A 26,871-nucleotide genomic window follows, 5' to 3' on the forward strand; every position below is an offset into this window, starting at 1 on the left:
CTTCGGTGGTGGCGGGTATTTCATCGGCGCCGGTCATTGCGGTTCCTACCTCGGTGGGCTATGGGGCGAGTTTCGGTGGGCTTACCGCCCTTTTTGCGATGCTTACCAGTTGTTCTTCTGGCCTCGCTGTGGTCAATATAGATAACGGGTTCGGTGCTGCTTATTTTGCCAGTTTGATAAATCGTCTTTAGCCCCTTTTTGAGAGATTTTTTCTTAAACAACCACTTGACAAATCCTAAATCAAATTCTATATTTTAAACAAGCCTTTGGGAAAAGGCGAGATTTTGTTGTGTAAAAATTAAAGAGAGGGGGAAAAGGTAGATGCCCTACATCAAGGTAGGGGAAAACGAGTCGATAGACGAGGCGATAAAGAGGTTTAAGCGCGTCTGTCAGAAAGCGGGGATAATCTCCGAACTTAAAAGAAGACAACATTACGAAAAACCAAGCGTTAAGCGTAAGAGAAAGGCTTTAGCCGCAAGGAAGAAACTCCTGAAGCGTCTTGCTCAGGAGAGAAAATACGGGCTAATCTAATTCCCAATTTAGAAGGCAACGGTCAAAACTTGAGGGAAATAAGGAATTGTGCCCGAGAGGGTGCAATTTCTTATTTTGATTCCTGATGGAGGAAGAGGTAACCAGGATATTAGACCTGGATAAGATCAAGAAAATTCTTACCCTATTCTCCACCTCGCCCTTAGGTAAGAGGAGAATTTCTCGTCTTTCCCCTAGTAGGGAGCTTCCAACAGTAGAGCGAGCGCTTGCTCTATCCGCCGAGATGATGAGGTTCCTTGCTGGTGGAGGAGAGATCAACCTCGCCCTTGCCAAGGAGCTGGATAGCATCCTTTCGTTGGCGGAACCTGAGGGGAGTGTTCTCGAGGTCGCCGCTTTCCAGGCGGTAGCGGATGATGTTGATTTGGGAAGGGGGATAAGACGAACCTTTCTAAAGCTGAAGGATGATTTTCCTCTTCTGTCCTCTCTTGCTGAGAGGGTCCCTGATCTCTCTCTTGTTCACTCCGAGATAAGAGCGAGGATCAATCCAGAGGGAGAGGTGGTGGATACAGCGAGTCCGGAGCTCGCCCGAATAAGAAAGAGAACGAAGCTCCTCCAGACAAGGGTGAAGAAGGTTCTCACCACATTGATATCGAAGCCAGAGGTGGGAAAACTGCTTCAGGAGTCGATAATTACCGTAAGGAATGGGCGGTTTGTGATCCCGGTTCGGGCGGAGCACAAAGGGGCAGTGCCCGGGGTGGTACAGGATCGTTCTGCCTCGGGAGCTACCTTGTTCATAGAGCCCCTTGCCACTGTGGAGCTCAATAACGAACTGGTTGAGCTCGAGCAGAGGGAAAGGGAGGAGGTAAGGCGGATCTTAGCCGAGCTAACCTCGTTGATCAGGGGGTATATTCCTGAATTGAGAGAGCTTTCCCGGCTTTTGGCTGAGTTCGACTTCATCCTGGCGAAGGCGAGGTTCGCCCTTACCCTCGATGCCGCTGTTCCCAAGATCGTTCCCTCAGGAGAGCTTATCCTGAAGGAAGCGAGGCATCCTCTACTCGACAAGAGGCTTTTCCCCTTCATTATCAAGGCTGGGGTGGCGGATAAGGTAGTGAAAAGCGATGAGGATGTGGTACCGATTTCCCTCACTCTCACCCCGAGCAAGAATACAATGGTCATCACCGGGCCGAACACCGGCGGGAAGACGGTGGTGCTCAAGACGGTGGGACTTCTGGCATTGATGGCTCAGTCGGGAATACCTATCCCTGCCTCAGGGGATTCCCAGCTTCCTCTTTTCCGCTCCATCTTCGCTGATATCGGGGACGAGCAAAGTATCATCCAGAGCTTAAGCACCTTCTCCTCTCACATTAAAAATATCAAGAGGATGATGGCGAAGCTGAGACAACCAGCGCTCGTTTTGATCGATGAGATAGGCGCTGGTACCGATCCCTCCGAAGGGGCTGCGCTCGGGATCGCTATTCTCGAGTACTTTCATCAACGAGGGGGGTATACCCTGGTCACTACTCATCATAATGCGCTTAAGATCTACGCCTATGGTAAGGAGGGGATGGAGAACGCTTCAGTCGAGTTCGATCGGGAGACACTTCGCCCCACCTATCGCCTGATCCAGGGGGTACCGGGAAGCAGTAATGCCTTCATCATCGCCGAGCGGGAAGGACTTCCCAAGGAGGTCCTTATCCGGGCAGCTGAGTTTATAGGCGAGAACGAGCAGAGGGTGGAGGAATTCATAAAGAAGATGGAGGGGGAGCTTGCGGTAATCGGAAGCGAGCGGGAGAAGGTTAAGAGGAAGGAAGAAGAGGTAGCCAAAGTGAGAGCGGAGTTGGAAGAGAGATTACAGCAACTTACCGAGGAGAAGCTAAAATGGAAGAGGGAGCGGAAGAGGGAGTGGGAGCAGTTGAAGGGCGAGATAATAAAGAGGGCAGAGGAGGTTTTGGCAGAGCTAAAGGAGAAGGCACTGGCAAAGGAGATGCTTCTGGTGATGAAGTCTCGTCTTGCCGAACTTGAGCAAAAGGTGGATGAAGTCTTAAAGGTGAAGGAGGTTGCTGAGCTCTCTTCCGGAAAGGGAGGACCAAAATCGCTTAAGAAGGGCGACAGGGTTATAGTTAAGTCTCTCGGGCGCGAGGGGGAGGTTCTTGAAGACTGGGATGAGGAGAAAGGGAGGGATATCTCCCTTCAGGTTTTGGGAAAGAGGATGCTCCTTCCTCCCTCTCAGGTAGAGCTTCTTTCCTCCCCCAAGAAAAAGCCCCGGGTGAGTGTTCAGCTTGCGACAAAGAACCTTCTTCCCGAGCTCAATCTTATTGGGCTCACCGTGGAGGAGGCGGTGGCGAAAACGGATAAATTCCTCGATTCTGCCTTTCTCGCTCACCTTAAAGAGGTGAGGATAATTCATGGCCTTGGTACAGGCAGGCTCAAAAGGGCGATCACCCAGTTTCTTCAGGATCAGCCCTATGTCCTCTCCTTCAGACCGGGAAGGCCAGAGGAAGGGGGGAATGGGGTTACTGTAGTGACCTTGGATCTTTAGCCGATGGGAAGAATAACACGCGAGTTAATGGATGAGATAAGAGCACGAGCAGACATCGTTGAGGTGGTATCGGAAACGGTCTCTCTCAAAAAACGGGGGAAAAATTATAAGGGGCTCTGCCCCTTTCACCCCGATAAGGTCCCTTCATTCGTGGTTAGTCCGGAGAAGGGGCTGTTTCACTGTTTCGGGTGTGGTGCTGGAGGCGATGTGGTCAAATTCCTGATGCTTCGGGATAAACTCTCCTTTGTGGAAGCGGTGGAGTATTTAGCTAAGCGATATGGCGTGCCCATTCCTGAGGGAAGAAGGGATGAGGGGAAGGAGAGCCTTAGAAAAGAGGTACTCAGGGTTAACGAGCTCGCCCTCGCCCATTTTCGGAAGAATCTAACCGAAGGTGGAGGTAGTTCCGCCCTCCACTATCTCGAAAAACGGGGTGTTTCTAAGGAGATGATCGAGCTTTTCAAGCTCGGCTATGCCAAGGACAGCTGGGATGATCTCGTCTCCACCCTTACCAAGAAGGGGGTTTCCCCCGAACTTCTTATTACGAGCGGACTTGCGGTGAGAAGGAGCGAGGGGGAAGGCTGTTATGATTTCTTCCGGAATCGGTTGATATTCCCTATCATTTCCCCTCGAGGAGGGGTGGTCGGTTTTGGGGGAAGAACCCTTTCCTCCGCCGAGCCGAAGTACTTGAACTCACCGGAGACCATCGTCTTTAAGAAAAGCGAGCTCCTTTTTGGACTTAACCTAACCCAAAAGGAGATAGCGAAGCGGGGTTATGCCCTTCTTGTCGAGGGGTATATGGACCTCATTGCCCTTTATCAGGCGGGTTTTAACTATGTGGTGGCACCGTTGGGGACGAGCTTCACCGAGGGGCATGCAAGGTTGTTGAAGCGGTACGGCGACAAGGTAATCATTGCCTTCGATGGTGATGATGCGGGAAGGAAGGCGGCAGCGCGGGCGGTCTCCGTATTTCTCCCCGCTGGTTTTCGGGTGAAGGTGGCGCTCCTTCCTGAGGGGCTTGATCCCGATTCCTTTGTTAAGGAGCGTTCTCCTCGTGAGTTTCGTGAGCTTCTCGTTTCTGCTCCTCAGGCGATCGATTTTCTCATCGAAAAGGAGAAAGCCGAGCGGGATATGACCGAACCGAAGGAGAAGGTTTCTGCGATAAATTCCGTTCTCTCTTATATATCCAGGGTGCCAAATGAGATAGAGCGACTCGCCTATGTATCGAAGATAGCCGAGGGTTTTGCCCTCGAGGAGGAGTTGGTTCTCTCCGAGCTAAAGCGGGCACTTGCTAAGGGGGCTTCGAAGCTATCTGAGGAGGTTACTTCGACCGAATTCTTACCAAGCAAAGGGGAATTCAAGCTTCTTCGGATACTGCTTGATAACCCGGATATATTCCCCCAGGTATCGGAGAAGCTTGTGCCAGCGCATTTTAAAGAACCTCTTTCCTTGGCGGTGTTTCAAGCGATGAAGGATTCTTACACCAAGGATGGTTCTTTCGATTATTTTTCTCTCGAGGAAAGACTCTCCTCTGAAGAGGAGAAGAAATTCCTTCAGAAACTGTCTTTGGCTGATTTTGATTCCACCGATCCTTCACAGGTGGAGAGCTGTCTTACGGCACTTGAGCGGACGCGTCTTTCCCGGGAGCTTGCCCGGATCCAGCGGGAGCTAACCGCTGCTCAGGAAAAGGGCGATTTTGAGTTGGCAAGTGAGCTTCAGAGGACTAAATTAAAAATAAGAAAGGAAATGGAGCATTTATTTTGAGGTTATTATTTTTGACCTATGAAAGGAGAGGGGAGCGTTGAGGATCGAGGATAAATATGAAGAGGTAAAGCGCCTTTTGTCTTTGGGAAAGCAGAAGGGTTATCTTCTTTATGATGAGATAAATGACCTTCTTCCTCCTGAAATCACCTCCCCTGAGGAGATAGAGGATATATTCGAGGTCTTCGAGGAGGAGGGTATAGAGCTGGTAGATTCGGAGGAGAAGTACCAGCGGATCAAGAGGAGGAAGGTTTCTACACCGATCCCGGTAGATGTGGGACCATCCCCTGCCGATGCCTATGAGCGGACGAGTGACCCAGTGCGGATGTATCTTAGGGAGATGGGTTCGGTACCCCTTCTCGATCGGGAGGGAGAGATCGAGATAGCCAAGAGGATCGAGCGTGGTGAGCTGAAGGTGGTGCGCGCTCTTTCGAAGTCGGCGTTGGTGGTACGAGAGGTCATTAAACTGGGCGAAGAACTTTCCCGTGGGGAAATAGATGTTCGGGATATAGTGAAGGTCTCCGACGAAGATATGGGAGAGGGGGGAGTCGAGGAGAGAAAAGAGCGGCTGCTTCTCTCTATTGAGGAGATAAAGAGACACGATGAGGAGAGAAGAAGGCTTCTTATCGAACTTCTCTCCTTGCCCGATGATTCCAAGGAGCGAAAGGATATCGAAAGACAAATCGCCCGTCATCAGGTGTGGATATCCCGGCTGATCCGAATGCTCCATTTCTCAGAAAAGGTGAAGAAGCATTTTATTGATCTCCTCGAGAAGAAAGTAAAGGCGATAAGGCGTTGGGAAGAAGAGCTTTCCACCGAGAAAAAACTTCTAACCGCTGCCCGAGATGAGTATGAGCGAGATCTATATCGCCAGGGTATCGCCGAGATCAAGAGTGAAATCGCTGCTATCGAACGGGATATTGAAGCCTCTGCCTCTGAACTCAAGCGAACATTAAAGATGATAACCGAAGGGCAGAGGGAAGCGGAACAGGCAAAGAGGGAGCTGGTAGAGGCGAACCTGCGGTTGGTCGTCTCCATCGCCAAAAAGTATACCAACCGGGGTCTTCAGTTCCTCGATCTCATCCAGGAGGGTAACATCGGGTTGATGAAGGCGGTGGAGAAGTTTGAATATCGTCGGGGGTATAAATTCTCCACCTACGCTACTTGGTGGATCAGGCAGGCGATCACCCGGGCGATAGCGGACCAGGCGCGGACGATAAGGATCCCCGTTCATATGATCGAGACGATAAACAAGCTCATTCGGACCTCCCGCGCCTTGGTTCAGGAGAAGGGGCGTGAGCCGACCTCAGAGGAGATAGCCAAGAGGATGGATATGCCGGTCTCCAAGGTGCGCAAGGTGCTCAAGATAGCTCAGGAGCCGATATCGCTTGAGACCCCAATAGGGGAGGAGGAGGATAGCCACTTAGGCGATTTCATCGAGGACCGGAAGGTTGTTTCTCCTGCTGAGGCGGTGATCAATATGAGCCTTAAGGAGCAGACGGAGAAGGTATTGAAGACCCTCACCCCGCGGGAGGAGATGGTTCTCAAGATGCGTTTTGGGATGGGCGACGGGACGGAGCATACCCTGGAGGAGGTGGGGCAGTGCTTTGCAGTAACCCGGGAGCGGATAAGGCAGATAGAGGCGAAGGCGTTGCGGAAGCTCAGACATCCTTCCCGGAGCCGTAAGCTTCGCTCCTTTATCGAAAACTGGAGGAAATGATCCTCCCTTTCTCCATTGACAGGAGGGGGAACCCCTCCTATAATAAAGATGTAAGGGGCCCATAGCTCAGCTGGCAGAGCCACCGGCTCATAACCGGGAGGTCCCTGGTTCGAATCCAGGTGGGCCCACCATTTCTTTTATAGAGGGGAGTTTATAGTTGTCACCACGAGAGGTAATGGCGGAAGGGCGAGGGGTGTTCGCTACGAACACCCTTTTTTAATGTCTTTACGGCAGGTGGGTTTGATGAACGAAAACCTATTGCTTTTAATCGAACTTCAGGAGAAGGATAACACCATAACCCTTCTCAAGCGGAGGATCAAGGAAATACCCAAGCTTATGGAGGCGCTTGATGTGGAGAAAAAGAGCTACGAAGAGGAACTTTCGGGCAAGAAGAACGAGCTCTCAGAGTGTGAGAAGAGGAGGAGAAGACTGGAACAGGAACTCCTTGAGCTTCAGGATAGGGAGTCGAAGTACAAAAAACAGCTGATGGAGGTCAAAACGAACAAGGAGTATCAGGCGCTTCTTGCGGAGATAGACGCGGTAGAATCGTTGATATCGGAGACGGAGACGAACATCCTTGAGGAGTTGGAGCTCGCGGATAAACTCTCTCTTGAGGTGAAAGAAGCGGAGAAGAGGTTGGCTGATAAAGGAAGCGAGATAGCGAAAAGAAGAGAAGAGTTAGCTTTGGAGCTCAAGAAGGAGGAAGAAAAACTCGTCCAAGTAGAGGGAGAAAGGGAGAAAATCGCCGCTAAGGTCCCTTCAGATCTTCTTTCCACCTACGATCGGCTGAGGACAGCACGAGGTGGGGTGGCGGTAGTCGAGGTGAAGGATGGCATCTGCCAGGGTTGTTTCGTGGGCCTTACCCCTCAGGATTATGCCGAGCTCCGCTCGACGGACAAATTGATCTTCTGTGCCAATTGCAACCGGATCCTTTACTACCGAGGTGAAAGAAAGACCCTTTCCGATGAGGAGATAGAACCGTTCATCGAGGAGGAGTGAGTTCATCCCCTTATCATCGCTAAGGTAAGCATCCTCCCCGCTTTTTCCCCCTCTCGACGATAGGATGGCAGCTTAAGGGAGCTGGTGAAGGTGCAGAGTTCGGTGAGGATGATATTGTCCTCCCTTATTCCCTCCCTTATAAGCTGGTATTTATTCGCCCTAGAGAGATCGATGAAATATCTTCCTTTATGGCTGGAGATAATTCCCTCACCTTCGGGGAAACGTTCTCGAAATGCCTTCATCACCTCCTCCCCTACCTCGTAGCACTTAGCGGAGATGGCGGGTCCCATTAGAGCGACTACTTCTTCTGGTAGGATATCGTATTCCTTTATCATCTCCCTTACCGCTTTCCTTGCGATCCCCCCAATTGTCCCCCGCCAACCGGCGTGTATTACTCCTATTGCCCTTCGTTTCTTCGCTACCAAGATTAGAGGAACGCAATCAGCGGTGAAGACCCCTATTGCCACTTTAGGAAGATCGGTGATCAAGCCATCGCCACTTATCCCTTTAAAGTTCTCAGGGTCTCCTTTTATCGTTATTATCCTTGAACTATGTACCTGTTTCAGGGTGATGAGGGGAACGGTCCTGATCTCGAGAGCTTCAAGGAAGCTTAAAAGAGCAGGATCGTCCCTCCTTTTAGTTTCGATCTTGAGGCTGGTTCCCTGGATAAGCCAGGGTATCTCTTCGAGGGGAGGGTAAGATAAGAATGTGATATTCCCCCTCTTCTTAAGGGTGAACTTCTTCATCTTTCCTTCCTTTACCAGTGATTAATTTGACCAGTCGTTTCTTGTCCATTCCTCCTATATGCTCCCAGGGGAGCCTTTCCTCAGTAGCCCGTTCTCGGAGGAAGATCTCTTTTCCCAAGCCCGCAGAGGAAAGAGCGGAGCGGAGACTCTCCCCCCGGGCAATGCTTGCTACCACTGGGGCGAGCCTTCTATCCCCTCGGGCAAGTATCGCCTGTAGAGTTGCCTCCCTCATCCCCATCCCTGATGTCTCGATCCCGAGTGATGAAAGTTCCCTCTTCAGGTAGGCGAGGCTCTTCTTGAGGTAAGGCAGTTCTCCCATCTCTACCCACTGAAAGGGGGTGTGCGGTTTGGGGATGAAGGAGCTAATGCTTGCCGAAAGCCTACCTTTTCCCCTCATCATCTTTTTTATTTCGACGGTGAGCTTTACCGTTTTCTTCAAGTCCTCCTCGGTCTCTCCCGGTAGTCCTACCAGATAATAGAGCTTTATATTTCTTATCCCTGAGGAGAGGATGAGCTCAACCTTCTTTAGTATATCGCTGTTGGTTATCTTCTTATTTATTCTGAAGCGGAGCCTCTCATTCCCTGTTTCCGGGGCGATGGTAGCGGTTTTCAAGCCCCGTTCGGCAAGGAAGGAAGCCCAGGCTTCATCGAGGAACTCAAGCCTCAGCGAGGAAATGGTTATCCCCACCCCTTCCCGACGGAGAAAGTCGAATAAGGTTTCCTTCTGGGAATAATCGGTGATAGAGGAAGCGATCAAGCCCACCCTTTCGAACCTTCCCTTCGCCTCTTCGATCCGTGAGATGATCCCCTCAACTCGGTATTCCCGACAGGGAAGGTAGTTATAGCCGGCGAAGCAGAAGAAACAACCGGAGCTACATCCGCGAGAAAGCTCAACGAGAAGTGTAGCTCCGAACTCGGCGTCCGGGGTTATGATGGCGGATGAGGCCTGAGGGGGGTCAGGTAAGGGGAAAGCGATCGCCCTCCTTACTTTAGGGGTCGCCCCCCTTTCGGTTGCAAAGTCGATAACCTCTCCCTTATCGTCGTATTCGATCTTGTAGAAAGAGGGGATATAAAAGCCGAGCATCGGGGCGAGTGCTTCCTTTATCCTTTCTTTATCCCCTCGTTCTCGGAGGTAGGTTTCGATAAGGAGGGGGATGAGAGTTTCCCCCTCGCCGACGAGGATGATGTCGATGAACGGAGCTATTGGCTCCGGGTTGAGGAATGAGGAGACGCCGCCCAGGATGATGAGGGGCATCCCTTCATCTCTTGCCTCAGCGTAGATGGGAATGCCAGCGAGATCGAGGATTTTAACGATGTTTGGGTAGTCGAGCTCATAGGACGAGGAGAAGGCGACGATGTCGAAGGACGAAAGGGGCATTCCCGATTCTATGGTAGTGAGGGGTGTATTTCTCCTTATAAACTCTTTTTCCTCGTCTTTTTCTGGGAGGAAAGCCCGTTCCGCGACCACTGCCTTTTCTCGATTGAACAGGCGGAAGGCGGCGTGGAAGCCGAGGTTCGCCATCCCGAGGAAGTAGCGGTTGGGGAAGACGAGGGCGATCCTTATCATCCCCTCTTTCTTCTCCGGGATGAGTTTTGTTTCTTTAGCCAGTATCTTCTTTCTTATTTCCCGCAGGTTAATGGAGCTTTCTCCTCGTTTATCTTGGTTTTTTCTCCCTTATCTCCGTTTCTCAAATAAAAAGGGGAGGGAAGTTTCCCTCCCCTTTCACCCCTCCCTCTTTGTCTTATTTTTTGAGCTTTCCCGAGAAGCGGAGCATCTGAGTGGCAAAGTCCTCATCGTAGTGAGCGATGACATCCACGACCTTGCCTTCCTTATTCCGCACCAATGAGAGCCGTGGCATCACGAAGGCGGTATAGCTCGGGTAATTGATTGCCTTGCACCGGGCGACTACTTCGTCGCGAAGTTTGGTATCTATCTTAATCCCGTAGGTGTTGACCAGCTTCTTTATCGCTTGGTAGTCCCCTTCTGCCTTTATCCGCATAATCTCAGCCAGGAGTTCTGCTACCCCCTTCCTCATCTTTTTGTAATCGTTCACCTTGAAGTAGGTCTTTCCGTCCTTTTTGATCACATCGACCGCTTTCGTCTTATCCTTGAGGTAGTTCACGATCAGATGATGGGCGCGCATATGATCGTCCTCGATCCTATCTCCGCTCTTTATCCGTCTCAGCATAGTGAGGTCGCCGCGGACATAGGAGTCGTACGCTGCCTTTGCCGCCTCTTTGTTGGGGATGATTCCCATCTCGATCAGCTTATCGTCCCAGATATGGTAAAGGCCCACCAGATCTGCCCGCGCCTCTTCCATCGTGGAGTAGTATTCCCGGAGGTATTCCGAGGGATCTTTGGTCAATTTTGGGCTCACCTTGCCTGAGCCGTGCCCCACCACCTCGTGGAGGGCGACATGAACCGAGCCCGCTATCTCACCATACCGGGAAGCTCTTTCCTGTTCCTCCTTGGTCAAGGCGAATTCCTTGGTTAGTTTCGCCCCCACTGCCTGGTTTGCTGCGGTCATAATGTTTCCTAAAAGGACGCTCTTGCTCCCGTACTTCTCCCGGATGTCTTGGGCGTTTGGCAGGTTAATGCCAATGGGCGACATCGGTCCAGCGCCCCCTACCCCGATGAGCACCGCTATAGAGTTTGCCACCGGGACATTCCCCCATTTCTTCTTGTACTCTGGTTTCCAGGGTGCTCGGTCCTCCAGGTACTGGGCGATCGTGGCGAGGTCCCGCATTAGTTTTGTCCTCTTCTTATCCACGAAGTAGACCAACGCCTCGTATTCTCCCTTGATCCCCCTTGCGTCTTTATAGACCTCGATGAAGCCGTTTATCGTATCCACCGGAGGATTATCGCTCACCCAGCTGATGTTATAGCGCCGGAAATCGGCAGGGTCCCCGGTTTTGAAGTAGCGGATGAGGTGTTTAAGCGTTTCCTTCTGTTTCCCCTCGGCGTAGGGGAGAGCTTTTTCCAGATACTTGATCACATTCTTGAGCTCTCTTGCATATCGGCCTGGAGGGATGCCATCCCCACCTGCCCGATAGACCTCCTCCACGATCTTCCCATCTATTTTGGCGAGGCGGGAGTTTAAGGGATATTTTTCGGGGAAGGCTTCGACCTCCTTTAAGGTAACATTGTAGTAATAGTTGTTGGCGGATCCGGTGATGATGTCATCAGGGGGAGCAGGTGATTTGTTGGTGACCAATGGCTCATAATCTGGATCGAATATCGCTCGCTTGAGGTGATGAAGCTTCGCCACCAAATTCTCCTCGTCCTTTACCCCGAAGTCCGCCCCGTTTGCGAACGCCTTCTTGGCAGCAGAGACAAATTCCTCGAAGCTCACCTCGGGTATAAATTTCCGCTTTGTCCGTTCGTTGTAATTCGAGTTGTTTGCCCAGAAGAGCTTGGTATAGTCGGTGATCTTTGCGAGGACCTTCTCATCGATCCCTTTGCTGTGGGTGATGATCTCCTCAAGGATATTCCTTATTTCGAGAGCATAACGGTGGTTCTGGTCATAGGTGATGTCCCGCCCTGCTATCGCCGCCTTATAGAGGTAATAGGCGAGGAGTTTCTCCTTTAGGGGAAGTTCCTCGAAGCCATCAGCGTATATCCTTACGAATTGGGTGTTTCCTACCTGCTCAAGGAAATAGACCCGTCCCTTCTCTTTTTTGGTTCCCATTGCCAAATATGATGGAGCCAAAATAAGGGTGAAGACCAAAATCACGGTAAAGATAAAATACCTTTTCCTCATATCCTCTCCTCTATTCTGATTAAGATAAATGTTTTTACCTCACGGTAAAAATTCTACTTTTCCTTCTCCCTCTCGTCAAGCGATTTCCCCATCATTAGGGAAGGGGCGTTTGTCATTTTGAGGGTTGCGTGGTAGGATAAACCCCTGAGGAGTTCTATGTTAAGGCTTGATACCAGCATTCAGTATGTTAAGGGTGTTGGTCCCAAGCGGGCAGAGGTGTTCGCCAGGGCGGGCATCACCACGGTTGAGGACCTCCTTTATTATTTCCCCTTTCGCTATGAGGATAGGACCAACTTCCACCATATCGCCGAGCTCACCCCGGGCGAAGAAGTGGTGATCTCAGGGAGGATCATCTCCGCTGTGGTAGTCCCAACAAGGAGGAAGGGGTTTGTCCTCTTTCAGGCGCTGGTCGATGACGGCACCGCTTCCGTCAAGGCGATTTGGTTCAATCAACCTTATCTTAGGGACTCGATCAAGAAGGGAAAGAGGATCATCCTCTTTGGCTCCTTATCTCGGGGAGCGAGGGGAGCACTTGAGCTCGAGAACCCGGAATTCGAGCTCGTTGAGGAAGGGGAGAAACTCCCTTCTCCCCATATGGGACGGATCGTTCCCATCTACCGGCGGGTAGGGACGATGACAAGCCGTACCCTGCGGAAGATAATCTATCAGCTCATCCAGTCTTTAGACGAGGTGGAGGAGGTTCTTCCTTCATCGGTGCTCCTTAAACATCGCTTTCTCAAAAGGAAGGAAGCGCTCTCCTTCATCCATTTTCCTCCTGCTGGGTGGTCAGTTTCTTCGCTCAATTCCTTTCGCTCTCCTGCCCATCACCGGCTTATTTTTGAGGAGTTCTTCCTTCTCGAGGGGGGCCTCGCTTTAAGGAGGAGGGAAAGGCTGAGCAGGAACGGTATAAAGTTCATAATCGATGAGGCGGTACGGAAACGGGCGAAGGAGGTGCTTCCCTTCTCCCTCACCAACGCTCAGAAGCGGGTTCTTGCCGAGATCGCCTCGGATATGGCTTCCCCTCGGCCTATGCGTCGCCTCCTCCAGGGAGATGTCGGTTCAGGGAAGACCATCGTCGCCCTTCTTGCAATGATAATCGCCCTGGAGAACGGTTATCAGGCAGCCCTGATGGCACCAACCGAGATCCTGGCAGAACAGCACTATAGGACGATAGGAAACCTCCTTTTAAAAACTCCCTATCGAGTGGTTCTCCTTACCAGTGGGGTCAAGGGGGAGGAGAGGGAGCAGGTTCTTTCCCTTATTAAGGATGAGGAGAGGATCATCGTCATTGGCACCCACGCCCTTATCGAGGAGAATGTCTCCTTCCGTCGTCTCGGTCTCGTCGTTATCGATGAGCAACACCGCTTCGGTGTCCTCCAGCGGACGAACATAATAGGGAAGGGGGCGAACCCCGATGTCCTCGTTATGACCGCCACCCCGATCCCTCGTTCCCTTGCCCTAACCATTTACGGGGACCTCGATCTTTCGGTGATCGATGAGCTCCCTCCGGGGAGGAAAGAGGTGAAGACGATCATCAAGACCGAGGAAAACGAAAAAGAGGTGCATGAATTTCTCCGAAGGAAGATGGAAGAGGGAAGACAGGTCTTCGTTATCTGTCCGATGATCGAAGAGAGGGAGAGTTCCGACCTGAAGGCAGCGAAGGAGGAAGCGGAGAGGCTGAAGGGGGTATTCCCTGAGTTCGTTGTAGGGCTTCTTCACGGAAGGATGAAAAGCGAAGAGAAGGAAGAGGTGATGCGTCGCTTCGCCAAGGGCGAGATAAACCTGCTTGTTTCCACCACGGTTATCGAAGTGGGGATCGATTTCCCCAATGTCTCGGTCATCGTCATCGAGCATGCGGAGCGATTTGGCCTCTCTCAGCTCCATCAACTACGGGGAAGGGTGGGGCGAGGGGAACATCCTTCCTATTGCATTCTCATCCCCAAGCCACCGGGAAGTGAAGAGGCAAAGGCGTTAGCGAGGAGGAGGCTTCTCGCCTTCAAGAGGGCGAAGGATGGTTTTGCCGTGGCTGAGGAGGACTTGAAGCTCCGGGGACCGGGGGAGCTTCTCGGCTTGAAGCAAGCGGGTATGCCCGGTCTCAGGTTGGGGGATATCGTGCGGGATCGAGAGATCCTTGAGCTTGCGAGGAAAGAGGCATTTTTCATAATCGAAACCTCCTCGGTGGAGGGGCGGATGCTTGAGCATTATCTTCGCCACCGCTGGGAGGGTAGGTTTGGGTTGAGGTTGGCTCAATGAGGGTGATCGGTGGAGATAAAAGAGGATTCAGGCTTTCAACGGGGAGGAGGGGAAGGTTCCGTCCCAGTGCGGAGAGGATCAGGAAAAGTTTCTTCGACTTCCTTGGAGAAAGGGTAGTAGGTGTCCGGTTTCTCGACTGTTTTGCCGGAAGCGGGGCGATGGGGATCGAGGCGTTGAGCCGGGGGGCAGAAGTGGCTATCTTCATCGAAGAGAACGAGGAAGCAATAAAGGTGATAGAATTGAACCTTAGAAAATGTGGCTTTCGCGACCGATCGCTCATCCTTCCTTTGAACTACGAGCGGGCATTGAACGAGCTCAAATGGAGGGACGAGAGGTTCGATATCCTCTTTTTCGATCCTCCCTATCATCGGTTCGACTACCTCGAGCTACTTGCCCTTGTCGCTGATGGGAGGTTGATCTCTGAGGGAGGGCTTGCCGCTTTCGAGCATTTCCATAAGCTCACCCTCCCCGAGGTGGTGGATAAGCTTATTCGGGTAAAGCTACTTCGCGGTGGCGATTCCTTCATCTCCGTCTATCAGCTCAAGGAAGATTAATCATCTGTGGGAGTAGATGATCTTCCCCCCTGAGATGGTGTGATCGACCGCGACCTCGGCTATCTTCTCCTCCGGAATCTCGAAGATATCCTGAGATAGGACCACGATATCGGCAAATTTGCCCAAAGATAACTCTCCCTTTACCCCCTCTTCGCCGGTGGCATAAGCCCCTCCTCTGGTATAGGCAGTGAGGGCGGGGATGAGGGGAAGCCGTTCTTTCAGGAACCAGTCTTCTACCTCTTCCTTTCCTTTTCTTACTACCGCGGCGTAGAGGCTTTCGAGTGGAGAGAGGGGAGCTACTGGAAAGTCTGAGCCGAAGGCGAGGATGGCACCCGCTTCGAGGAGGGAGCGGTAGGGATAGCTTGTTTCCGCCCTTTTTCTTCCGAGCTTACGCTCGAGGAAGCGAAGGTCGTCCACCGCGTGGTGTGGCTGAACGGAAGCGATTGCCTTCAGTCGCCCCATCCGGGCGATATCCTCCCGCCTGAGATGTTGGGCATGCTCCACCCGGAGACGGAGAGGGATGCTCTTTTTTTCCTTTATTATCTCCTCGTAGATATCGAGGAGGATGTGGTTCGCCTCATCGCCGATTGCATGGATCGCTGGCAGGAGATTCTCCTTAACCGCCTTTTTCACCAACCTTCGTATCTTTTCAGGAAGAGTGGTGAAGATGCCCCTTGTTTCCCGGTTATCGGTATAGGGTTCGAAGAAGCGGGCAGTACCCGCACCGAGCGATCCGTCGAGAAACCCCTTGACTCCCGCTATTCTGAGCCTTGATGAACCAAACCCGCTCTCTATACCTAAAGAGGAGATGGTATCAAGCGCCTCTATGGGAAGGAGGAGGTTTACCCGAAGTGTCAACTCCCCTTTCTTTAAAAGGTTTTGATAGGTATGGAGGATCTCCGGAGCGATCTTGGCGATATCGGTGGTAAAAAAGGCATTTTCAGTGATCGAGGTAATCCCCACCTTCGCTGCTTCGGAAAGAGCCCTTTTCGCCGCTGAGAGGAGCTTCTCCTCGGATGGCGGTGGCACCATTTGCGAGACCAGTTGCTGGGCGGAGTCAGCAAGTAATCCGGTTGGCGCTCCTCGCTCATCCCTGAGAATGGTTCCTCCGGGAGGGTCCTCCGTATTCTCGTTGATCCCGGCGAGGGCGAGGGCATATGAGTTGGCGAGCGAGATGTGGCAATCCACCCGGGCAAGGAGGAGGGGGTTATCCTTGGTGAAGGGATCGATGAGATCTTTAGTGGGAGGGGTTTTATCCTCCCAGGCTTCGTTGTCCCAGCCTCCTCCGAGGATCCACTCCCCCTTGGTGAGGGATTTTGCATATTCCGCTATCTTAGAAACAAACTCGGCACGGCTTTTCACTTGGGAAAGATCGAGGGCAATGAGGTTGAGCCCCCCTTCGATTAGGTGAAGATGGGAATCGTTGAACCCGGGAATGGCGAGCCTTCCCTTTAGGTCTATTATTTCGGTTTTTGCCGTCTTTAAGGGAAGGAGCTCCTCCTTCTTTCCAATGGCGACAATCCGTTCGTCAGCACAGGCAAGCCCGGGAAGGAAACCTATCTCTTCCCCTCCCCAGATTCTCCCCCCAAACAGGATAAGATCCATTTCTCTTTTCCTCATACCATCCTTCCTTCTTTTCGATTATAATCTAATCTTAAACCGAAGGAGGAGAAAATGAGCACCCCTCTTATCTGCCCTAAGTGTGGCACCGTAGTGAAGAAGTATCGTAATCCCATCCCCACGGTGGATATCATCATAGAGGTGGAGGACCCTTCGGGAAAGGAGGGGATCGTTCTCATCAAGAGGAAGAATCCTCCATATGGCTGGGCGATACCGGGTGGGTTTCTCGATTATGGAGAGACGGTGGAGCACTGTGCGGTAAGGGAGGCGAAGGAGGAGACCTCGCTCGATATATCCGATCTTAGGCTTCTCGGTGTTTACTCCGATCCCGCGAGGGACCCGAGGGAGCACACCGTCTCTACCGTGTTCGTGGCAAGAGGGCGGGGGGTACCAAAGGCGGCTGATGATGCCAAAGAGCTTGCCATCTTCACGGAAGATAGCCTTCCCTCCCCCTTAGCCTTCGATCACTCGAAGATATTGGCGGACTATTTTAAATGGAAAAAGGGGGGGAGGGGTTAACCTCCCCCCTTTTTAACCGGTTTTATTGTTTCACCGCCTTGAAGCTCTCCTGCCGTACCTGATAGAACTCATCCCCTTTCTTAAAGGAGGGAAGCTCCGGTGCATTGGCGATGTACCAGCCGAAGAGGAGGGCTACCCTGCCCACCTGAGCAGCACCGGAGAGATCCCAGTCAGGGCTGAATTCGTCAGAGGGATGGTGGTAGTGTTTCTTCCTATACTCCTCTCGCATCCTCTTTGCCCACTCCGCCCTTTCTCCGATGAAGGTAGGTCCGTTGTTGAGGTTTATCGCTGGGATGCCAACCTTAGCGAGCGGGAAGTGATCGGAGCGGTAGTAATGGCCTGCCTCTGGGTGAGGATCAGGGGCGACCTTGAACCCGAGTTCCTTTTCCATCCTTGCTACTATTGGCTCCAAGGTAGTTTTCTCTAACCCCAAGAAGGTGAAATCAGCGGTTTTCCCCCATACGGATACGGCGTCGATATTGATATCGGCAGCGGTTTTTGCCGGAGGGACAATGGGATGGGTAGCATAGTAGGAGGAGCCGAGTAACCCTCCCTCCTCGCAGGCGGTGGAGATGAAAATGAAACTCCGCTTCGGCTTCTCTTTAGCGGAGGCTACTGCCCGGGCGATCTCAAGAATGGTAGCTACCCCAGAGGCATTATCCACTGCGCCGTTATAGATGTTGTCTCCATTCATCGCGGGACCGATCCCCAGATGGTCGTGGTGGGCGGTGAAGAGGACCGCTTCTTCCTTCAGCTTGGGATCGCTTCCCTCGACGATGCCGATCACATTGTTCGTCTTTATGTTGCGGATCTTGCTCTTGATGGTGGCGGATACTTTTACCCCAAGGTCAATCGGCTTGAAATCTCGCTTTGCCGCCTTGGCAAAGAGTTCATCCAAGGTGTAGCCACAGGTTTTCAAAAGCTTTTCCGCTGTACCCTTATTTATCCAAGCCTCAAGGGCGAGGAGGTTCGGGTTGTTCGGTCTCGAGACGAATGTCTGTTCCCTGCTCCAGGAGTTTTTAACTACATCCCAACCATAGCTGGCGGTGGGGGTGGTGTGGATGAGTATAGCACCTATCGCCCCTTTCTTTTCCGCTATCTCGAACTTGTAGGTCCAACGGCCATAGTAGGTGAGCGCCTTGCCCCCAAAGAACTTCGGGTCCTTCGATGGTGGATCATTGACGAACATAAGGAGAATCTTACCCTTGACATCCACCCCTTTGTAATCGTCCCAGTTGTACTCCGGTGCCACGATGCCATAGCCCACGAAGACAAGATCTCCCTTCACATTCTGCCTCGGCACCTCCTTCTCGGTCCACATCACATATTCATCAAGCACCTTGGGACGGATCACTCTGCCCCGTTTCGAGAACCTAAGGGAGCTTCCGGGAAGGGTGGTGATCCCCACCAGAGGAACGGTCTGGAAGTAGGAGCCCCCAACCGCTGGTTTTACCCCAGCTAAGGCGAACTGAGTGGCTATGTAGAGTGAGGCGATGTCATCCCCTCTGGTTCCTGTGCCCCGCCCTTCAAGAAGATCATCGGAAAGGAAGCGGATGTGTGCCTTTATCCTCTCGGGAGATATTTCATCCATTGCCAGCTTGGCTGCTTTGGGGATGCCTGAGCCTTTACCACATCCTATGATGTTTAGACCAATAATTACCCCCGCAATTAAACCGAGGGCAAGCGCCAGTTTCAAACCGGTTCTTTTCATCGCATCTCCTCCTTTGATTGTTTATATAATACCATTACTTATTTCGATGTGGTTAATTTTTTGGGATGATATTTTCCTCTCGGCCCAATAAATTTTCGCTTGCTATTGACAAAAACATTTTCTATACTTATGGGTTCGTGTCGAGATGAGGTGAGAACTTCTAACCACTTAAGGGAGGGGAAAATGGCTAAAATACCTTCCGATCTTGAGATCGCTCAATCTGCTGAATTGAAGCCGATCGTGGAGATCGCCCGGGAGCTCGGGATCCTCGAGGAGGAGCTCGAGCCCTACGGGAAGTATATGGCGAAGATATCGCTCGATATACTGGATCGGCTAAAGGACCGCCCGAGCGGCAAGTTTATCACGGTGACCGCCATCACCCCTACACCGTTTGGTGAGGGAAAGACGGTTACCAATTTGGGTGTTGGTCTTGGGATGGCTCGGCTGGGGAAAAAGGTGATAAACACCCTCCGCGAGCCCTCGAAAGGACCCACCTTCGGTATCAAGGGTGGCGCCTGCGGTGGTGGATATGCCCAGGTTCTTCCGATGGAGAACATCAATCTTCACTTCACCGGAGATATCCACGCCACCGAATCTGCTCACAACCTCTGTGCCGCTGCTATAGATGCGAGTATCCTTCACAAGAACCCGCTGAACATAGATCCCCTCTCGATTACCTGGACCCGGGCGGTCGATGTGAACGACAGGGCGCTCAGAAACATAGTGATCGGCTTGGGTGGTAAGGCGAATGGTTATCCCCGGGAGGCGGGCTATGATATTACCGCTGCTACTGAGACGGCAGCTATCCATGCACTCGCGGTTAACATAAAGGACCTCAGGGAACGCTTAGGCCGGGTGGTGGTAGGCTTTACCTACGATGGAAAACCGGTAACCGCTGAGGATCTTAAGGTGGCAGGGGCGATGACCGTACTGATGAAGGATTCGCTCAAGCCGAACCTCGTCCAGTCCACTGAGAATACCCCGGTGATCGTTCACGGCTTCCCCTTCGCCAATGTGGCTCACGGTAATAACTCGGTGTTGGCGGATATGATTGCCTTGAAGCTTGCTGACTATGTGGTAACCGAGTCCGGTTTCGGCTCCGACTGTGGGTTTGAGAAGTTGGTCAATGTCAAGTGTCGCCAGAGCGGGCTTAAGGTCGATTGTGCGGTTATCGTGGCTACCATCCGGGCGCTCAAGATGCATGGTGGTGCCTTCACCATAAAGCCGGGGCAGAAGCTCGATCCCGAGGTGGCGGGCAAGGTCGATATGGAGGCGCTTGAGCGGGGTTGCGAAAACCTGAGACGCCATATTGAGATAGTCAAGATGCACGGGGTGCCGGCGGTGGTTGCCATAAATCGATTCACCACCGATACTGATGAGGAGATAGAGTTCGTGCGGAAAAAGGCGATAGAGTTCGGTGCCGAGGATGCGGTTCCTCACGAGGCGTGGGCGAAGGGAGGAGCTGGCGCTACCGACCTCGCTAAGGCAGTGATCGCTGCCTGCGAGAAAGGAAGCGATTTCCACTTCCTCTATCCCGATGATCTCTCCATCAAGGAGAAGATCGAGACCCTCGCCACCAAGATCTACGGCGCCTCTTCGGTGAGCTATGAGCCACTTGCTGAGAAGAAAATAAAGCTCTATACCGAGCTTGGTTATGACAAGCTTCCCATCAATATGGCTAAGACCCACCTTTCCCTCTCGCATGATCCAAACTGGAAGGGCGCTCCTTCGGGATATACCTTCCCCATCCGCGATATCAGGGCATCTGTTGGGGCGGGCTTCCTCTATCCCATAGCGGGGAAGATGCAGACGATGCCCGGTCTTCCCACCAAGGCAGCCTTCCAGGCAGTGGATATCGACGAGACGGGCAAGACGGTGGGCTTGTTCTAAGTAAGGAGGGAAAGATGCCAGCAGAATTAATAGACGGGAAAAAGATATCTGCCGAGATAAGAGAGGAGATAGCCAACGAGGTTGCCCTCCTTTCGGAAAAGCACGGCATTACCCCCGGGCTTGCCACTGTGCTCGTTGGTGAGGATGAGGCATCTAAAGTCTATGTGGGGATGAAGGAGAAGACCTCGAAGAAACTCGGCATCTATTCTGAAGGCTATCATCTCCCAGAGGAGACGAGCGAGGAAGAGCTGTTGAAGCTCATCGACAAGTTGAACAAGAGCGAGAAAATACACGGGATCCTGGTTCAGCTTCCTCTCCCCAAGCACATAAACGAGGCACGGGTTCTCTACGCCATCGATCCCAAGAAGGATGTTGATGGTTTTCATCCAGTGAACTTGGGAAAGCTGATGATAGGGGATCCTGATTTCCTCCCCTGCACCCCGGCGGGAATCCAGGAGCTTCTCGTTCGCTCCGGAGTTACCATCGAGGGGGCGGATGTGGTAATCGTGGGGAGAAGCAACATCGTGGGCAAACCGATGGCGAACATCCTCTTCCAGAAGAAGAAAAACGCCAACGCCACGGTTACCGTCTGTCATACGAGGACGAAGGACATCGCCTCTCATACACGGAGGGCAGATATCCTGATCGTGGCTGCGGGGAGGGCGAAGTTCGTTACCGCAGATATGGTAAAGCCCGATGCGGTAGTGATCGATGTGGGAGTGAACCGGCTTCCCGAGGGGCTCTGTGGCGATGTCGATTTCGAGGCGGTGAAGGAGGTGGCGAGCAAGATCACCCCGGTTCCCGGTGGTGTCGGTCCGATGACGATAACGATGTTGATGAAGAACACCCTCCGCGCCGCGAAATTAAATGCAGGAATAGAATAAAGTTCTAAGATATCTCTTATGTCAAAGCACCCTTATGGGTGCTTTATTTTTTCTTGGTTCAAAGTTTTGGGTTGGCGTAGCAGTAGAGGCAGTTGTGGAGACAGGGCATCCGCTCGTAATCTCCGATGTCGATACTTTCGGTGCAACCGCATTCGCGCCTTTGTCCTTTGTCTTTCTTCAAGGAGCAGGGCTCAGGGGAAAGGGTGGAAAGGAATTTTCCATCTATGCAGTGTGCCTTGTTGACCCCGGGGATGGCAAGGAGATCATCGGAACAGCAGGCATATAGTGCTATCCTATATCTTCCCGCCACCTCGATCATCCATTCCACCACCTCTCGTCGTTCCGAGGGGGAGGGGGCGTAGAAATTGATGCCCAACCGATCGCCTCGAGCCTTCACCTTCTTGTAGAGGGTGAAGATGGAAAAGATCACCCGTCTTATGCCGAGTTCTGCCATTCGCTCGCAGAGATGAGGAAATCCTTTGAGGTTATTCTTTCGCCCTTCGTCCCAGAAGACGACCGGGTCGAACCGCCAAGCTACTCGCTTGCTGCCGTAGGTTCGGACGAGCTCAGCAACCTGCCTTAACCTCTCAGGAAGCGGGGGGATATTCGGCTCAAGCTCAGGACAGTCGTTCACCGTAAAGTTGAAGAAGAGGGAAAACTGGGAGAACGCATCCCGCTTTTTTAAGAAGCGCCCGAAGTCCTTGGACCAGAGCACGATGGTATGGACATCTTCCGGAAGGAGGGAAACCTTCCTCTCCTCGCCAGAGTAAGGGTTTCTAACTGCCACATAGCCCTTTTTTATCCCATCAATTAGCCAATCAAGGTAAAAGGCGGGGATATCAGTCCTCCTCGATGCTGAGATCACCTGCTTTAGCTTCTCCTTTTCGGGAAAGAGGGATTCCTCCCTCATTTGAGCCTCACCCCCAATACTTCTTCTATTTCCCCTCTTCCTATCGCCCCTTCACGAATGATCTTTGGCGGATCCATTGTCAAGCCTATCACCGTAGATGGGGCTCCCCCTTCTGTCTTTCCTCCGTCGATGATGATGTCGATCTTGCCCTCGAGTTCGCGAACTACTTCTGAGGCAGTGGTATGTGGGGGAGCACCTGAGCGATTGGCACTTGTTCCCGTTATCGGGCGTCCGAAAAGGCGGGAGAGCTCTCGCGCGATCCTATTGCTCGATAAGCGGAAGGCAACCCCGCCTCCTTCTCCGATAAGGTATTCAGGGATCCCTGCCGGTGCCGGAAGGGCGATGGTGAGCGGTCCGGGCCAGAAATGGTGGGAGAGTTTCTGGAACGATGGGGGAGGTTTAATTCCGAACCTTATTATATCCCCCACCTCGGAGATGATGAGGAGTAGCGGTTGTCGGAAATCCCGTCCCTTTATCCGATAGATCCTTTCCGCTGCCTTTTTATTGAAGGGATCAACGGCAAGGCCATAGAAGGTTTCGGTAGGGTAGGAGACGATTCCCCCTTCTTTTAGTACCTTAACCGCTAATTTGAGTTTTTCTTCCTCTATCTGTTCGGCGTTCAATCTTAGTATCTTCATAGAAATGATTATATCATTACTTCTGTTGTGTTGGTTAAGCTCTAGACGACTCGGTGTATCTTGATAATGAGTGTTTTATTTCTCTCTACCGATTTTTTCTATATTCCTCTAAAAGTAGAGTTTGGATTGACTTAATTTTATATGTATGAGATAATAAAACCGCTATTTGAAAACTATAGAAGGAGAAAGAGAGGATGAGAAGAAGAAAGTTCTCCTCGCTGATGATATTACCTTTTCTCCTCTTTGTGCCTGTTTTGTGTTATTCGCAAGGGGTGGCTGTTCTCGTTAGTAGTAAATCAAAGATATATATGGATGCTTTAGCTGGTTTAAAGGAGGCTTCAAAGCAAACGCCTAATGTTTACTTCCTGGTAGGGAATAAAGAAGGGAATAATACGGTGGTTCAAAGTCTCATAAGCTCCTCTCCCAAGGTGGTATGTGTAATCGGCGATGATGCAGCCTCTTCGGTTCTACCCTATAGGAATAGTTTTCCCATCATTTATTGTGCGGTCCTCAATCCTTTAAGGTTGGGTCTCTCGGGGAATAATGTAACTGGTGTTTATATCGATGTTCCTATTCAAGGAGTTCTATATATGATAAGCAATATGGCGAAGCCAGATTCGAAGGTGGGAATTCTCTATAATCCCCGTAGAAACAAGGGAATTGTCGAGCAGGCGAAGAGGGAAGGTGCCCGTTTAGGACTCAGGGTGATGTCACTGCCCATAAGGTCGTCTAAGGAGGTAGTTACTGTCCTTAAAGCGGCAAAGGGGAGAATCGATATCCTTTACGATTCCCTGGGACATCCATCTGAATTAGGTGATTCTTTCAATGTTTTTCCTTATTTGAGACAGTTTTGTATCGAGAACAAAATAGCCCTCGTCGTTCCCTCAGAGAATTTGGTAAAAACAGGGGCTGCGGTAGGGGTAGTGGCTGATTTTAAAGGAATAGGGCGTCAGGCAGGGGAGATGGTGAATCAGATAATGGCAGGAAGGACTGTCAAGCAGTTGCCACCGGAATATCCTGGGTTTGTGAAGTTGGTGGTCAATAAGAGGGTGGTTGATTTGATCGGCTTCAGGATACCCAACGAGATAATGAGGCAAGCGGTGGTGATTAAGTAGTAGGTTAGCAAAATAAAAGTTTGGGGGACAACCATAAAGGTTGTCCCTTATTTTTTAAAAATTTGCGGAATATTAAGCCTTTTAGTATGATATCGGTGAGGGTAGGGTTATGCCTGATCTGTTTGATAGAAAAGAGGGAGATCAACCCGATTCGAAAACACCACTTGCCGATAGGATGCGTCCCCGCGATCTTTCAGAGTTTGTGGGGCAGAGCCATCTTCTTTCCCCGGGGAAGCTTCTCCGGGAGCTAATCGAACGGGATGAGATTCCCTCGATGATATTTTTCGGACCGCCGGGAACGGGGAAAACGACCTTAGCCCGGATAATCGCCAAAAGGACGGGTTCCCTTTTCCTTTCCCTTTCCGCGGTTCTTTCCGGGGTCAAGGAGGTCAAGGGGATAATGGCAGAGGCAGAGCGGGAGCGGAAGTTCTATGGGCGGAGTACCATCCTCTTCATCGATGAGATCCATCGGTTCAACAAGGCTCAGCAGGATGCCTTCCTCCCCTATGTGGAGCGGGGGGATATCATTTTGATTGGAGCGACCACCGAGAACCCGTCTTTCGAGGTGATCGGTCCGCTACTTTCCCGGTGCCGGGTATTTCTTTTTGAACCTCTTTCTGTCGATGAGGTAGTGCTTATTCTCGAGCGTGCGCTCGCCGACGCTGAGCGGGGGCTGGCAAAGCTACGCCCCGAGGTATCTCCGGATATGCTCCGTCAGATCGCCGTTTTCTCCGGCGGTGATGCTCGGCGGGCGCTTTCCACCCTTGAGCTCGCGGTTATAAAGACCGAGCCGGCTGCTGATGGCATCCGGCGTGTCGGCGAGCGCACGCTCGAGGAGGTGATCGAGCGGAAGATCCTCCTTTATGATAAGGGGGGAGAGGAACACTACAATCTTATCTCTGCCCTTCATAAGAGCATAAGGAACTCCGATCCTGATGCTGCCCTTTACTGGCTTGCCCGGATGCTCGAGGCAGGCGAGGATCCGCTCTATATCGCGAGGAGGCTTATCCGAGTGGCTTCTGAGGATGTCGGTCTTGCCGACCCCGACGCTTTACCGTTAGCGGTGTCTGCCTATCAGGCGGTTCATTTTATCGGGATGCCCGAGTGCGACCTTGCCCTCGCCGAGGCGGTGGTTTATCTCTCCCAGGCGCCGAAGAGCAACGCCCTCTACACTGCGATGAAGAAGGTTAAGAAGGATGTGAAGGAGAAGATGGCGGAGCCGGTTCCTATGCATTTAAGGAACGACCCTACGGAGCTGATGAAGAAACTCGACTATAGTAAGGGTTACCTCTATGCTCATAATTTCCCCGAGGGGGTGGCGCCAATGGACTGCCTTCCACCGAGCCTTTTGGGGAAGAGGTACTACCATCCAACCGATCGCGGCTTCGAAGAGCGAGTGAAGGAGAGGCTCACCCGTTATAAGCAGCTTAAGGATGAGATGAAAAAGCGACGGATCTCAAAGGAGAAATAACTTCTTGCTCGCTCCCCTTTGTTATTGGGTTGTTTAGTGCTTTCTTTATATATTAAAGCTTAAGAGATTTAGCCGGTTGAGTACTTCCTCTTTAAGTTTCTTTCCTATCTCTTCGCCTTCTTCCTCATCCATCAAAGCGAGGAACGGATGATCGCCGTTTTCGAGCGAGGTGAGGATCTCATCCGAGTCGGCGTATCCCCGGGCGAGGAGCATCTCGTCTTCTGCCTCCTTCACCCGCCCCATCCTTTCATAGACCCGCGAGAGAAGGAACCGAGCGGGAACGAGAGAAGGGTCGAGATCGGTCGCTCTCCTCAAATACTCCTCTGCCTTGGTCAACTTGTTCTCCCTTAAAGCCAGATAACCAAGAGAAAGGAGGAAAGAGGACTCCTTTGGATAGAGTTCACTCACCCTCTCGATGAAGAACGAAGCCTCGGTGTATTTCCCTAAGTAGGCGAGGGAGGCGCCGATGTTGAACAGGGAAGAGGTGGTGGGATGAGCGGTGAAGCTATCGATGAATGAGGAGAGGGCTTTTTCATATCTTCCTCCTGCAAAATAGGCGCTACCCGCTTTGAAGTGAGCGGTAGCGAAGGAAGGATAACCAGGGGGTACTTTAGCGAGGGTATCCCCTGCTTTTAGGTAATAACCAGAGGAGAAATAAAGCTCCCCCAACTCGAGGCGGGCGGGAAGAAAATCCGGAGGGAAGGAAAGCGCCTTTTCAAGGAGGGCTATCCTCTTTTCTTTCTCACCGGTTAGCTTGGCAAGGGCGTAGAGGTGAAGGGTTTTTTCGCTTATTCCACTCAGGCGATTTTTCCCTAAGATGCTTTTCCCGGGAAAAGAGGCGGTGATGAGTTTTGAGGCGAGGTTATCTATTATCCTCCCTAAATCCTCCTTTCTTCCGGAGGAGCCGAGTTCGTGGCTTATTCCCCCCTTTTTGATGTCTATCACCTTCGCCCGTATGATCAGCTTCCCGCTTTCTTCACTGTATCTTCCGATGATGAGTTTCTCTGCCCCGAGGTCCCGCCCGATCTTGATTATGCTTCCCAAGGTGAGCGAGGCATCGAGCGGGATACCCTCATCGTCCAGGTAGCGAGTGAATTCATCCCAGCTGATGGGGTCGATCCCCTCTATCCCGGAGAGGATGTAGGTGAGATAGATGCTCGTCCCGTATCTCAGCCAGGATAGGTCTTGCTTCCCATTTGCTCCATTAAAGGGGATGACCACCACTTTTCCCAGAAGGAAGACGGTAGGGATGAATAGGAGGAGAAGAGAGATGACGATCGATTTCTTTCCCATA

General features: G+C 51.8%; 21 protein-coding genes and 1 tRNA gene. 14 read left to right on the top strand and 8 right to left on the bottom strand.

Annotated elements, in window-relative coordinates; translation table 11 throughout:
* The 7 genes from J7L64_09395 to J7L64_09425 form a co-directional block, all read left to right on the top strand.
* A partial coding sequence (locus J7L64_09395; protein MCD6452556.1) for a 1-(5-phosphoribosyl)-5-amino-4-imidazole-carboxylate carboxylase occupies window positions 1-191 on the top strand: 191 nt, incomplete at its 5' end.
* A gap of 130 nt (window positions 192-321) precedes the next feature.
* The gene (locus J7L64_09400) at window positions 322-531 is read left to right on the top strand and encodes a 30S ribosomal protein S21 (protein ID MCD6452557.1); all 210 of its coding nucleotides are present in this window, start codon (window positions 322-324) and stop codon (window positions 529-531) included.
* An 85-nt stretch (window positions 532-616) separates the two neighbouring features.
* Window positions 617-3,028, top strand: a complete 2,412-nt coding sequence (locus tag J7L64_09405) for an endonuclease MutS2 (protein MCD6452558.1) — start codon at window positions 617-619, stop codon at window positions 3,026-3,028.
* Window positions 3,029-3,031: 3 nt separating this feature from the next.
* Window positions 3,032-4,789, top strand: coding sequence for a DNA primase (locus tag J7L64_09410; protein MCD6452559.1), 1,758 nt, complete (start codon window positions 3,032-3,034; stop codon window positions 4,787-4,789).
* Window positions 4,790-4,826: 37 nt separating this feature from the next.
* Window positions 4,827-6,506, top strand: coding sequence for an RNA polymerase sigma factor RpoD (gene rpoD / locus J7L64_09415; GenBank protein ID MCD6452560.1), 1,680 nt, complete (start codon window positions 4,827-4,829; stop codon window positions 6,504-6,506).
* Between the two features lie 55 nt (window positions 6,507-6,561).
* Window positions 6,562-6,637, top strand: a tRNA-Ile gene (locus J7L64_09420).
* Between the two features lie 112 nt (window positions 6,638-6,749).
* On the top strand, window positions 6,750-7,505 hold the full coding sequence (locus J7L64_09425; GenBank protein ID MCD6452561.1) for a hypothetical protein: 756 nt from the start codon (window positions 6,750-6,752) through the stop codon (window positions 7,503-7,505).
* Between the two features lie 2 nt (window positions 7,506-7,507).
* Here J7L64_09425 and pgeF read toward each other — a convergent pair whose 3' ends face one another.
* The 3 genes from pgeF to J7L64_09440 form a co-directional block, all read right to left on the bottom strand.
* Complete coding sequence (gene pgeF / locus J7L64_09430) at window positions 7,508-8,251, bottom strand: peptidoglycan editing factor PgeF (GenBank protein ID MCD6452562.1); 744 nt, start codon at window positions 8,249-8,251, stop codon at window positions 7,508-7,510.
* The gene (locus J7L64_09435) at window positions 8,232-9,818 is read right to left on the bottom strand and encodes a radical SAM protein (GenBank protein ID MCD6452563.1); all 1,587 of its coding nucleotides are present in this window, start codon (window positions 9,816-9,818) and stop codon (window positions 8,232-8,234) included. Before J7L64_09435 ends, pgeF begins: the two co-directional genes overlap by 20 nt.
* 175 nt (window positions 9,819-9,993) lie before the next feature.
* On the bottom strand, window positions 9,994-12,012 hold the full coding sequence (locus J7L64_09440) for a peptidase M49 (GenBank protein ID MCD6452564.1): 2,019 nt from the start codon (window positions 12,010-12,012) through the stop codon (window positions 9,994-9,996).
* A 156-nt stretch (window positions 12,013-12,168) separates the two neighbouring features.
* Here J7L64_09440 and recG point away from each other — a divergent pair, with 156 nt between their 5' ends.
* Complete coding sequence (recG, locus tag J7L64_09445) at window positions 12,169-14,265, top strand: ATP-dependent DNA helicase RecG (GenBank protein ID MCD6452565.1); 2,097 nt, start codon at window positions 12,169-12,171, stop codon at window positions 14,263-14,265.
* Complete coding sequence (rsmD, locus tag J7L64_09450) at window positions 14,262-14,819, top strand: 16S rRNA (guanine(966)-N(2))-methyltransferase RsmD (protein ID MCD6452566.1); 558 nt, start codon at window positions 14,262-14,264, stop codon at window positions 14,817-14,819. The genes recG and rsmD overlap by 4 nt, the downstream gene beginning before the upstream one ends.
* Here rsmD and J7L64_09455 read toward each other — a convergent pair whose 3' ends face one another.
* Complete coding sequence (locus J7L64_09455; GenBank protein ID MCD6452567.1) at window positions 14,820-16,439, bottom strand: amidohydrolase; 1,620 nt, start codon at window positions 16,437-16,439, stop codon at window positions 14,820-14,822.
* Window positions 16,440-16,493: 54 nt separating this feature from the next.
* Here J7L64_09455 and J7L64_09460 point away from each other — a divergent pair, with 54 nt between their 5' ends.
* Complete coding sequence (locus tag J7L64_09460; protein ID MCD6452568.1) at window positions 16,494-16,958, top strand: NUDIX hydrolase; 465 nt, start codon at window positions 16,494-16,496, stop codon at window positions 16,956-16,958.
* A gap of 22 nt (window positions 16,959-16,980) precedes the next feature.
* Here J7L64_09460 and J7L64_09465 read toward each other — a convergent pair whose 3' ends face one another.
* The gene (locus J7L64_09465; GenBank protein MCD6452569.1) at window positions 16,981-18,669 is read right to left on the bottom strand and encodes a M20/M25/M40 family metallo-hydrolase; all 1,689 of its coding nucleotides are present in this window, start codon (window positions 18,667-18,669) and stop codon (window positions 16,981-16,983) included.
* 183 nt (window positions 18,670-18,852) lie between these two features.
* Between J7L64_09465 and J7L64_09470 the strand changes: the two genes are divergently transcribed.
* Both J7L64_09470 and folD read left to right on the top strand, forming a co-directional pair.
* On the top strand, window positions 18,853-20,559 hold the full coding sequence (locus J7L64_09470) for a formate--tetrahydrofolate ligase (GenBank protein ID MCD6452570.1): 1,707 nt from the start codon (window positions 18,853-18,855) through the stop codon (window positions 20,557-20,559).
* A 14-nt stretch (window positions 20,560-20,573) separates the two neighbouring features.
* Window positions 20,574-21,443 carry a bifunctional methylenetetrahydrofolate dehydrogenase/methenyltetrahydrofolate cyclohydrolase FolD gene (gene folD, locus J7L64_09475; protein MCD6452571.1) on the top strand — a complete coding sequence of 290 codons (870 nt, stop codon included), beginning with the start codon at window positions 20,574-20,576 and terminating at the stop codon, window positions 21,441-21,443.
* Window positions 21,444-21,501: 58 nt separating this feature from the next.
* Here the strand turns inward: folD and J7L64_09480 are convergent, their stop codons facing one another.
* Together J7L64_09480 and J7L64_09485 are read right to left on the bottom strand one after the other, a co-directional pair.
* Entirely contained in the window at window positions 21,502-22,353 is an 852-nt protein-coding gene (locus J7L64_09480) for a DUF1848 domain-containing protein (protein MCD6452572.1), read from the bottom strand.
* Window positions 22,350-22,991, bottom strand: coding sequence for a threonylcarbamoyl-AMP synthase (locus tag J7L64_09485; GenBank protein ID MCD6452573.1), 642 nt, complete (start codon window positions 22,989-22,991; stop codon window positions 22,350-22,352). The genes J7L64_09480 and J7L64_09485 overlap by 4 nt, the downstream gene beginning before the upstream one ends.
* Before the next feature lie 194 nt (window positions 22,992-23,185).
* On the opposite strand from J7L64_09485, the gene J7L64_09490 reads away from it, so the two are divergent.
* Window positions 23,186-24,106 carry a hypothetical protein gene (locus tag J7L64_09490; GenBank protein MCD6452574.1) on the top strand — a complete coding sequence of 307 codons (921 nt, stop codon included), beginning with the start codon at window positions 23,186-23,188 and terminating at the stop codon, window positions 24,104-24,106.
* 109 nt (window positions 24,107-24,215) lie between these two features.
* The gene (locus J7L64_09495; GenBank protein ID MCD6452575.1) at window positions 24,216-25,577 is read left to right on the top strand and encodes a replication-associated recombination protein A; all 1,362 of its coding nucleotides are present in this window, start codon (window positions 24,216-24,218) and stop codon (window positions 25,575-25,577) included.
* A 45-nt stretch (window positions 25,578-25,622) separates the two neighbouring features.
* Here J7L64_09495 and J7L64_09500 read toward each other — a convergent pair whose 3' ends face one another.
* On the bottom strand, window positions 25,623-26,870 hold the full coding sequence (locus J7L64_09500; GenBank protein ID MCD6452576.1) for a tetratricopeptide repeat protein: 1,248 nt from the start codon (window positions 26,868-26,870) through the stop codon (window positions 25,623-25,625).
* Between the last annotated feature and the right edge of the window lies 1 nt (window position 26,871).

The organism is Acidobacteriota bacterium (assembly GCA_021161905.1).
Taxonomy (GTDB): Bacteria; Acidobacteriota; B3-B38; order Guanabaribacteriales; family JAGGZT01; genus JAGGZT01.

Excerpts from the sequence above, each read along its gene's own strand:
- J7L64_09500 (MCD6452576.1), bottom strand. The coding sequence starts at position 26,870 with ATGGGAAAGAAATCGATCGTCATCTCTCTTCTCCTCCTATTCATCCCT.
- J7L64_09435 (MCD6452563.1), bottom strand. The coding sequence starts at position 9,818 with ATGATAAGGATCGCCCTCGTCTTCCCCAACCGCTACTTCCTCGGGATG.
- recG (MCD6452565.1), top strand. The coding sequence starts at position 12,169 with ATGTTAAGGCTTGATACCAGCATTCAGTATGTTAAGGGTGTTGGTCCC.
- J7L64_09465 (MCD6452569.1), bottom strand. The coding sequence starts at position 18,669 with ATGAAAAGAACCGGTTTGAAACTGGCGCTTGCCCTCGGTTTAATTGCG.
- J7L64_09455 (MCD6452567.1), bottom strand. The coding sequence starts at position 16,439 with ATGAGGAAAAGAGAAATGGATCTTATCCTGTTTGGGGGGAGAATCTGG.
- J7L64_09490 (MCD6452574.1), top strand. The coding sequence starts at position 23,186 with ATGAGAAGAAGAAAGTTCTCCTCGCTGATGATATTACCTTTTCTCCTC.
- J7L64_09495 (MCD6452575.1), top strand. The coding sequence starts at position 24,216 with ATGCCTGATCTGTTTGATAGAAAAGAGGGAGATCAACCCGATTCGAAA.
- J7L64_09440 (MCD6452564.1), bottom strand. The coding sequence starts at position 12,012 with ATGAGGAAAAGGTATTTTATCTTTACCGTGATTTTGGTCTTCACCCTT.
- J7L64_09485 (MCD6452573.1), bottom strand. The coding sequence starts at position 22,991 with ATGAAGATACTAAGATTGAACGCCGAACAGATAGAGGAAGAAAAACTC.
- J7L64_09410 (MCD6452559.1), top strand. The coding sequence starts at position 3,032 with ATGGGAAGAATAACACGCGAGTTAATGGATGAGATAAGAGCACGAGCA.
- folD (MCD6452571.1), top strand. The coding sequence starts at position 20,574 with ATGCCAGCAGAATTAATAGACGGGAAAAAGATATCTGCCGAGATAAGA.
- J7L64_09400 (MCD6452557.1), top strand. The coding sequence starts at position 322 with ATGCCCTACATCAAGGTAGGGGAAAACGAGTCGATAGACGAGGCGATA.
- pgeF (MCD6452562.1), bottom strand. The coding sequence starts at position 8,251 with ATGAAGAAGTTCACCCTTAAGAAGAGGGGGAATATCACATTCTTATCT.
- J7L64_09470 (MCD6452570.1), top strand. The coding sequence starts at position 18,853 with ATGGCTAAAATACCTTCCGATCTTGAGATCGCTCAATCTGCTGAATTG.
- J7L64_09480 (MCD6452572.1), bottom strand. The coding sequence starts at position 22,353 with ATGAGGGAGGAATCCCTCTTTCCCGAAAAGGAGAAGCTAAAGCAGGTG.
- J7L64_09460 (MCD6452568.1), top strand. The coding sequence starts at position 16,494 with ATGAGCACCCCTCTTATCTGCCCTAAGTGTGGCACCGTAGTGAAGAAG.
- J7L64_09405 (MCD6452558.1), top strand. The coding sequence starts at position 617 with ATGGAGGAAGAGGTAACCAGGATATTAGACCTGGATAAGATCAAGAAA.
- rsmD (MCD6452566.1), top strand. The coding sequence starts at position 14,262 with ATGAGGGTGATCGGTGGAGATAAAAGAGGATTCAGGCTTTCAACGGGG.
- J7L64_09425 (MCD6452561.1), top strand. The coding sequence starts at position 6,750 with ATGAACGAAAACCTATTGCTTTTAATCGAACTTCAGGAGAAGGATAAC.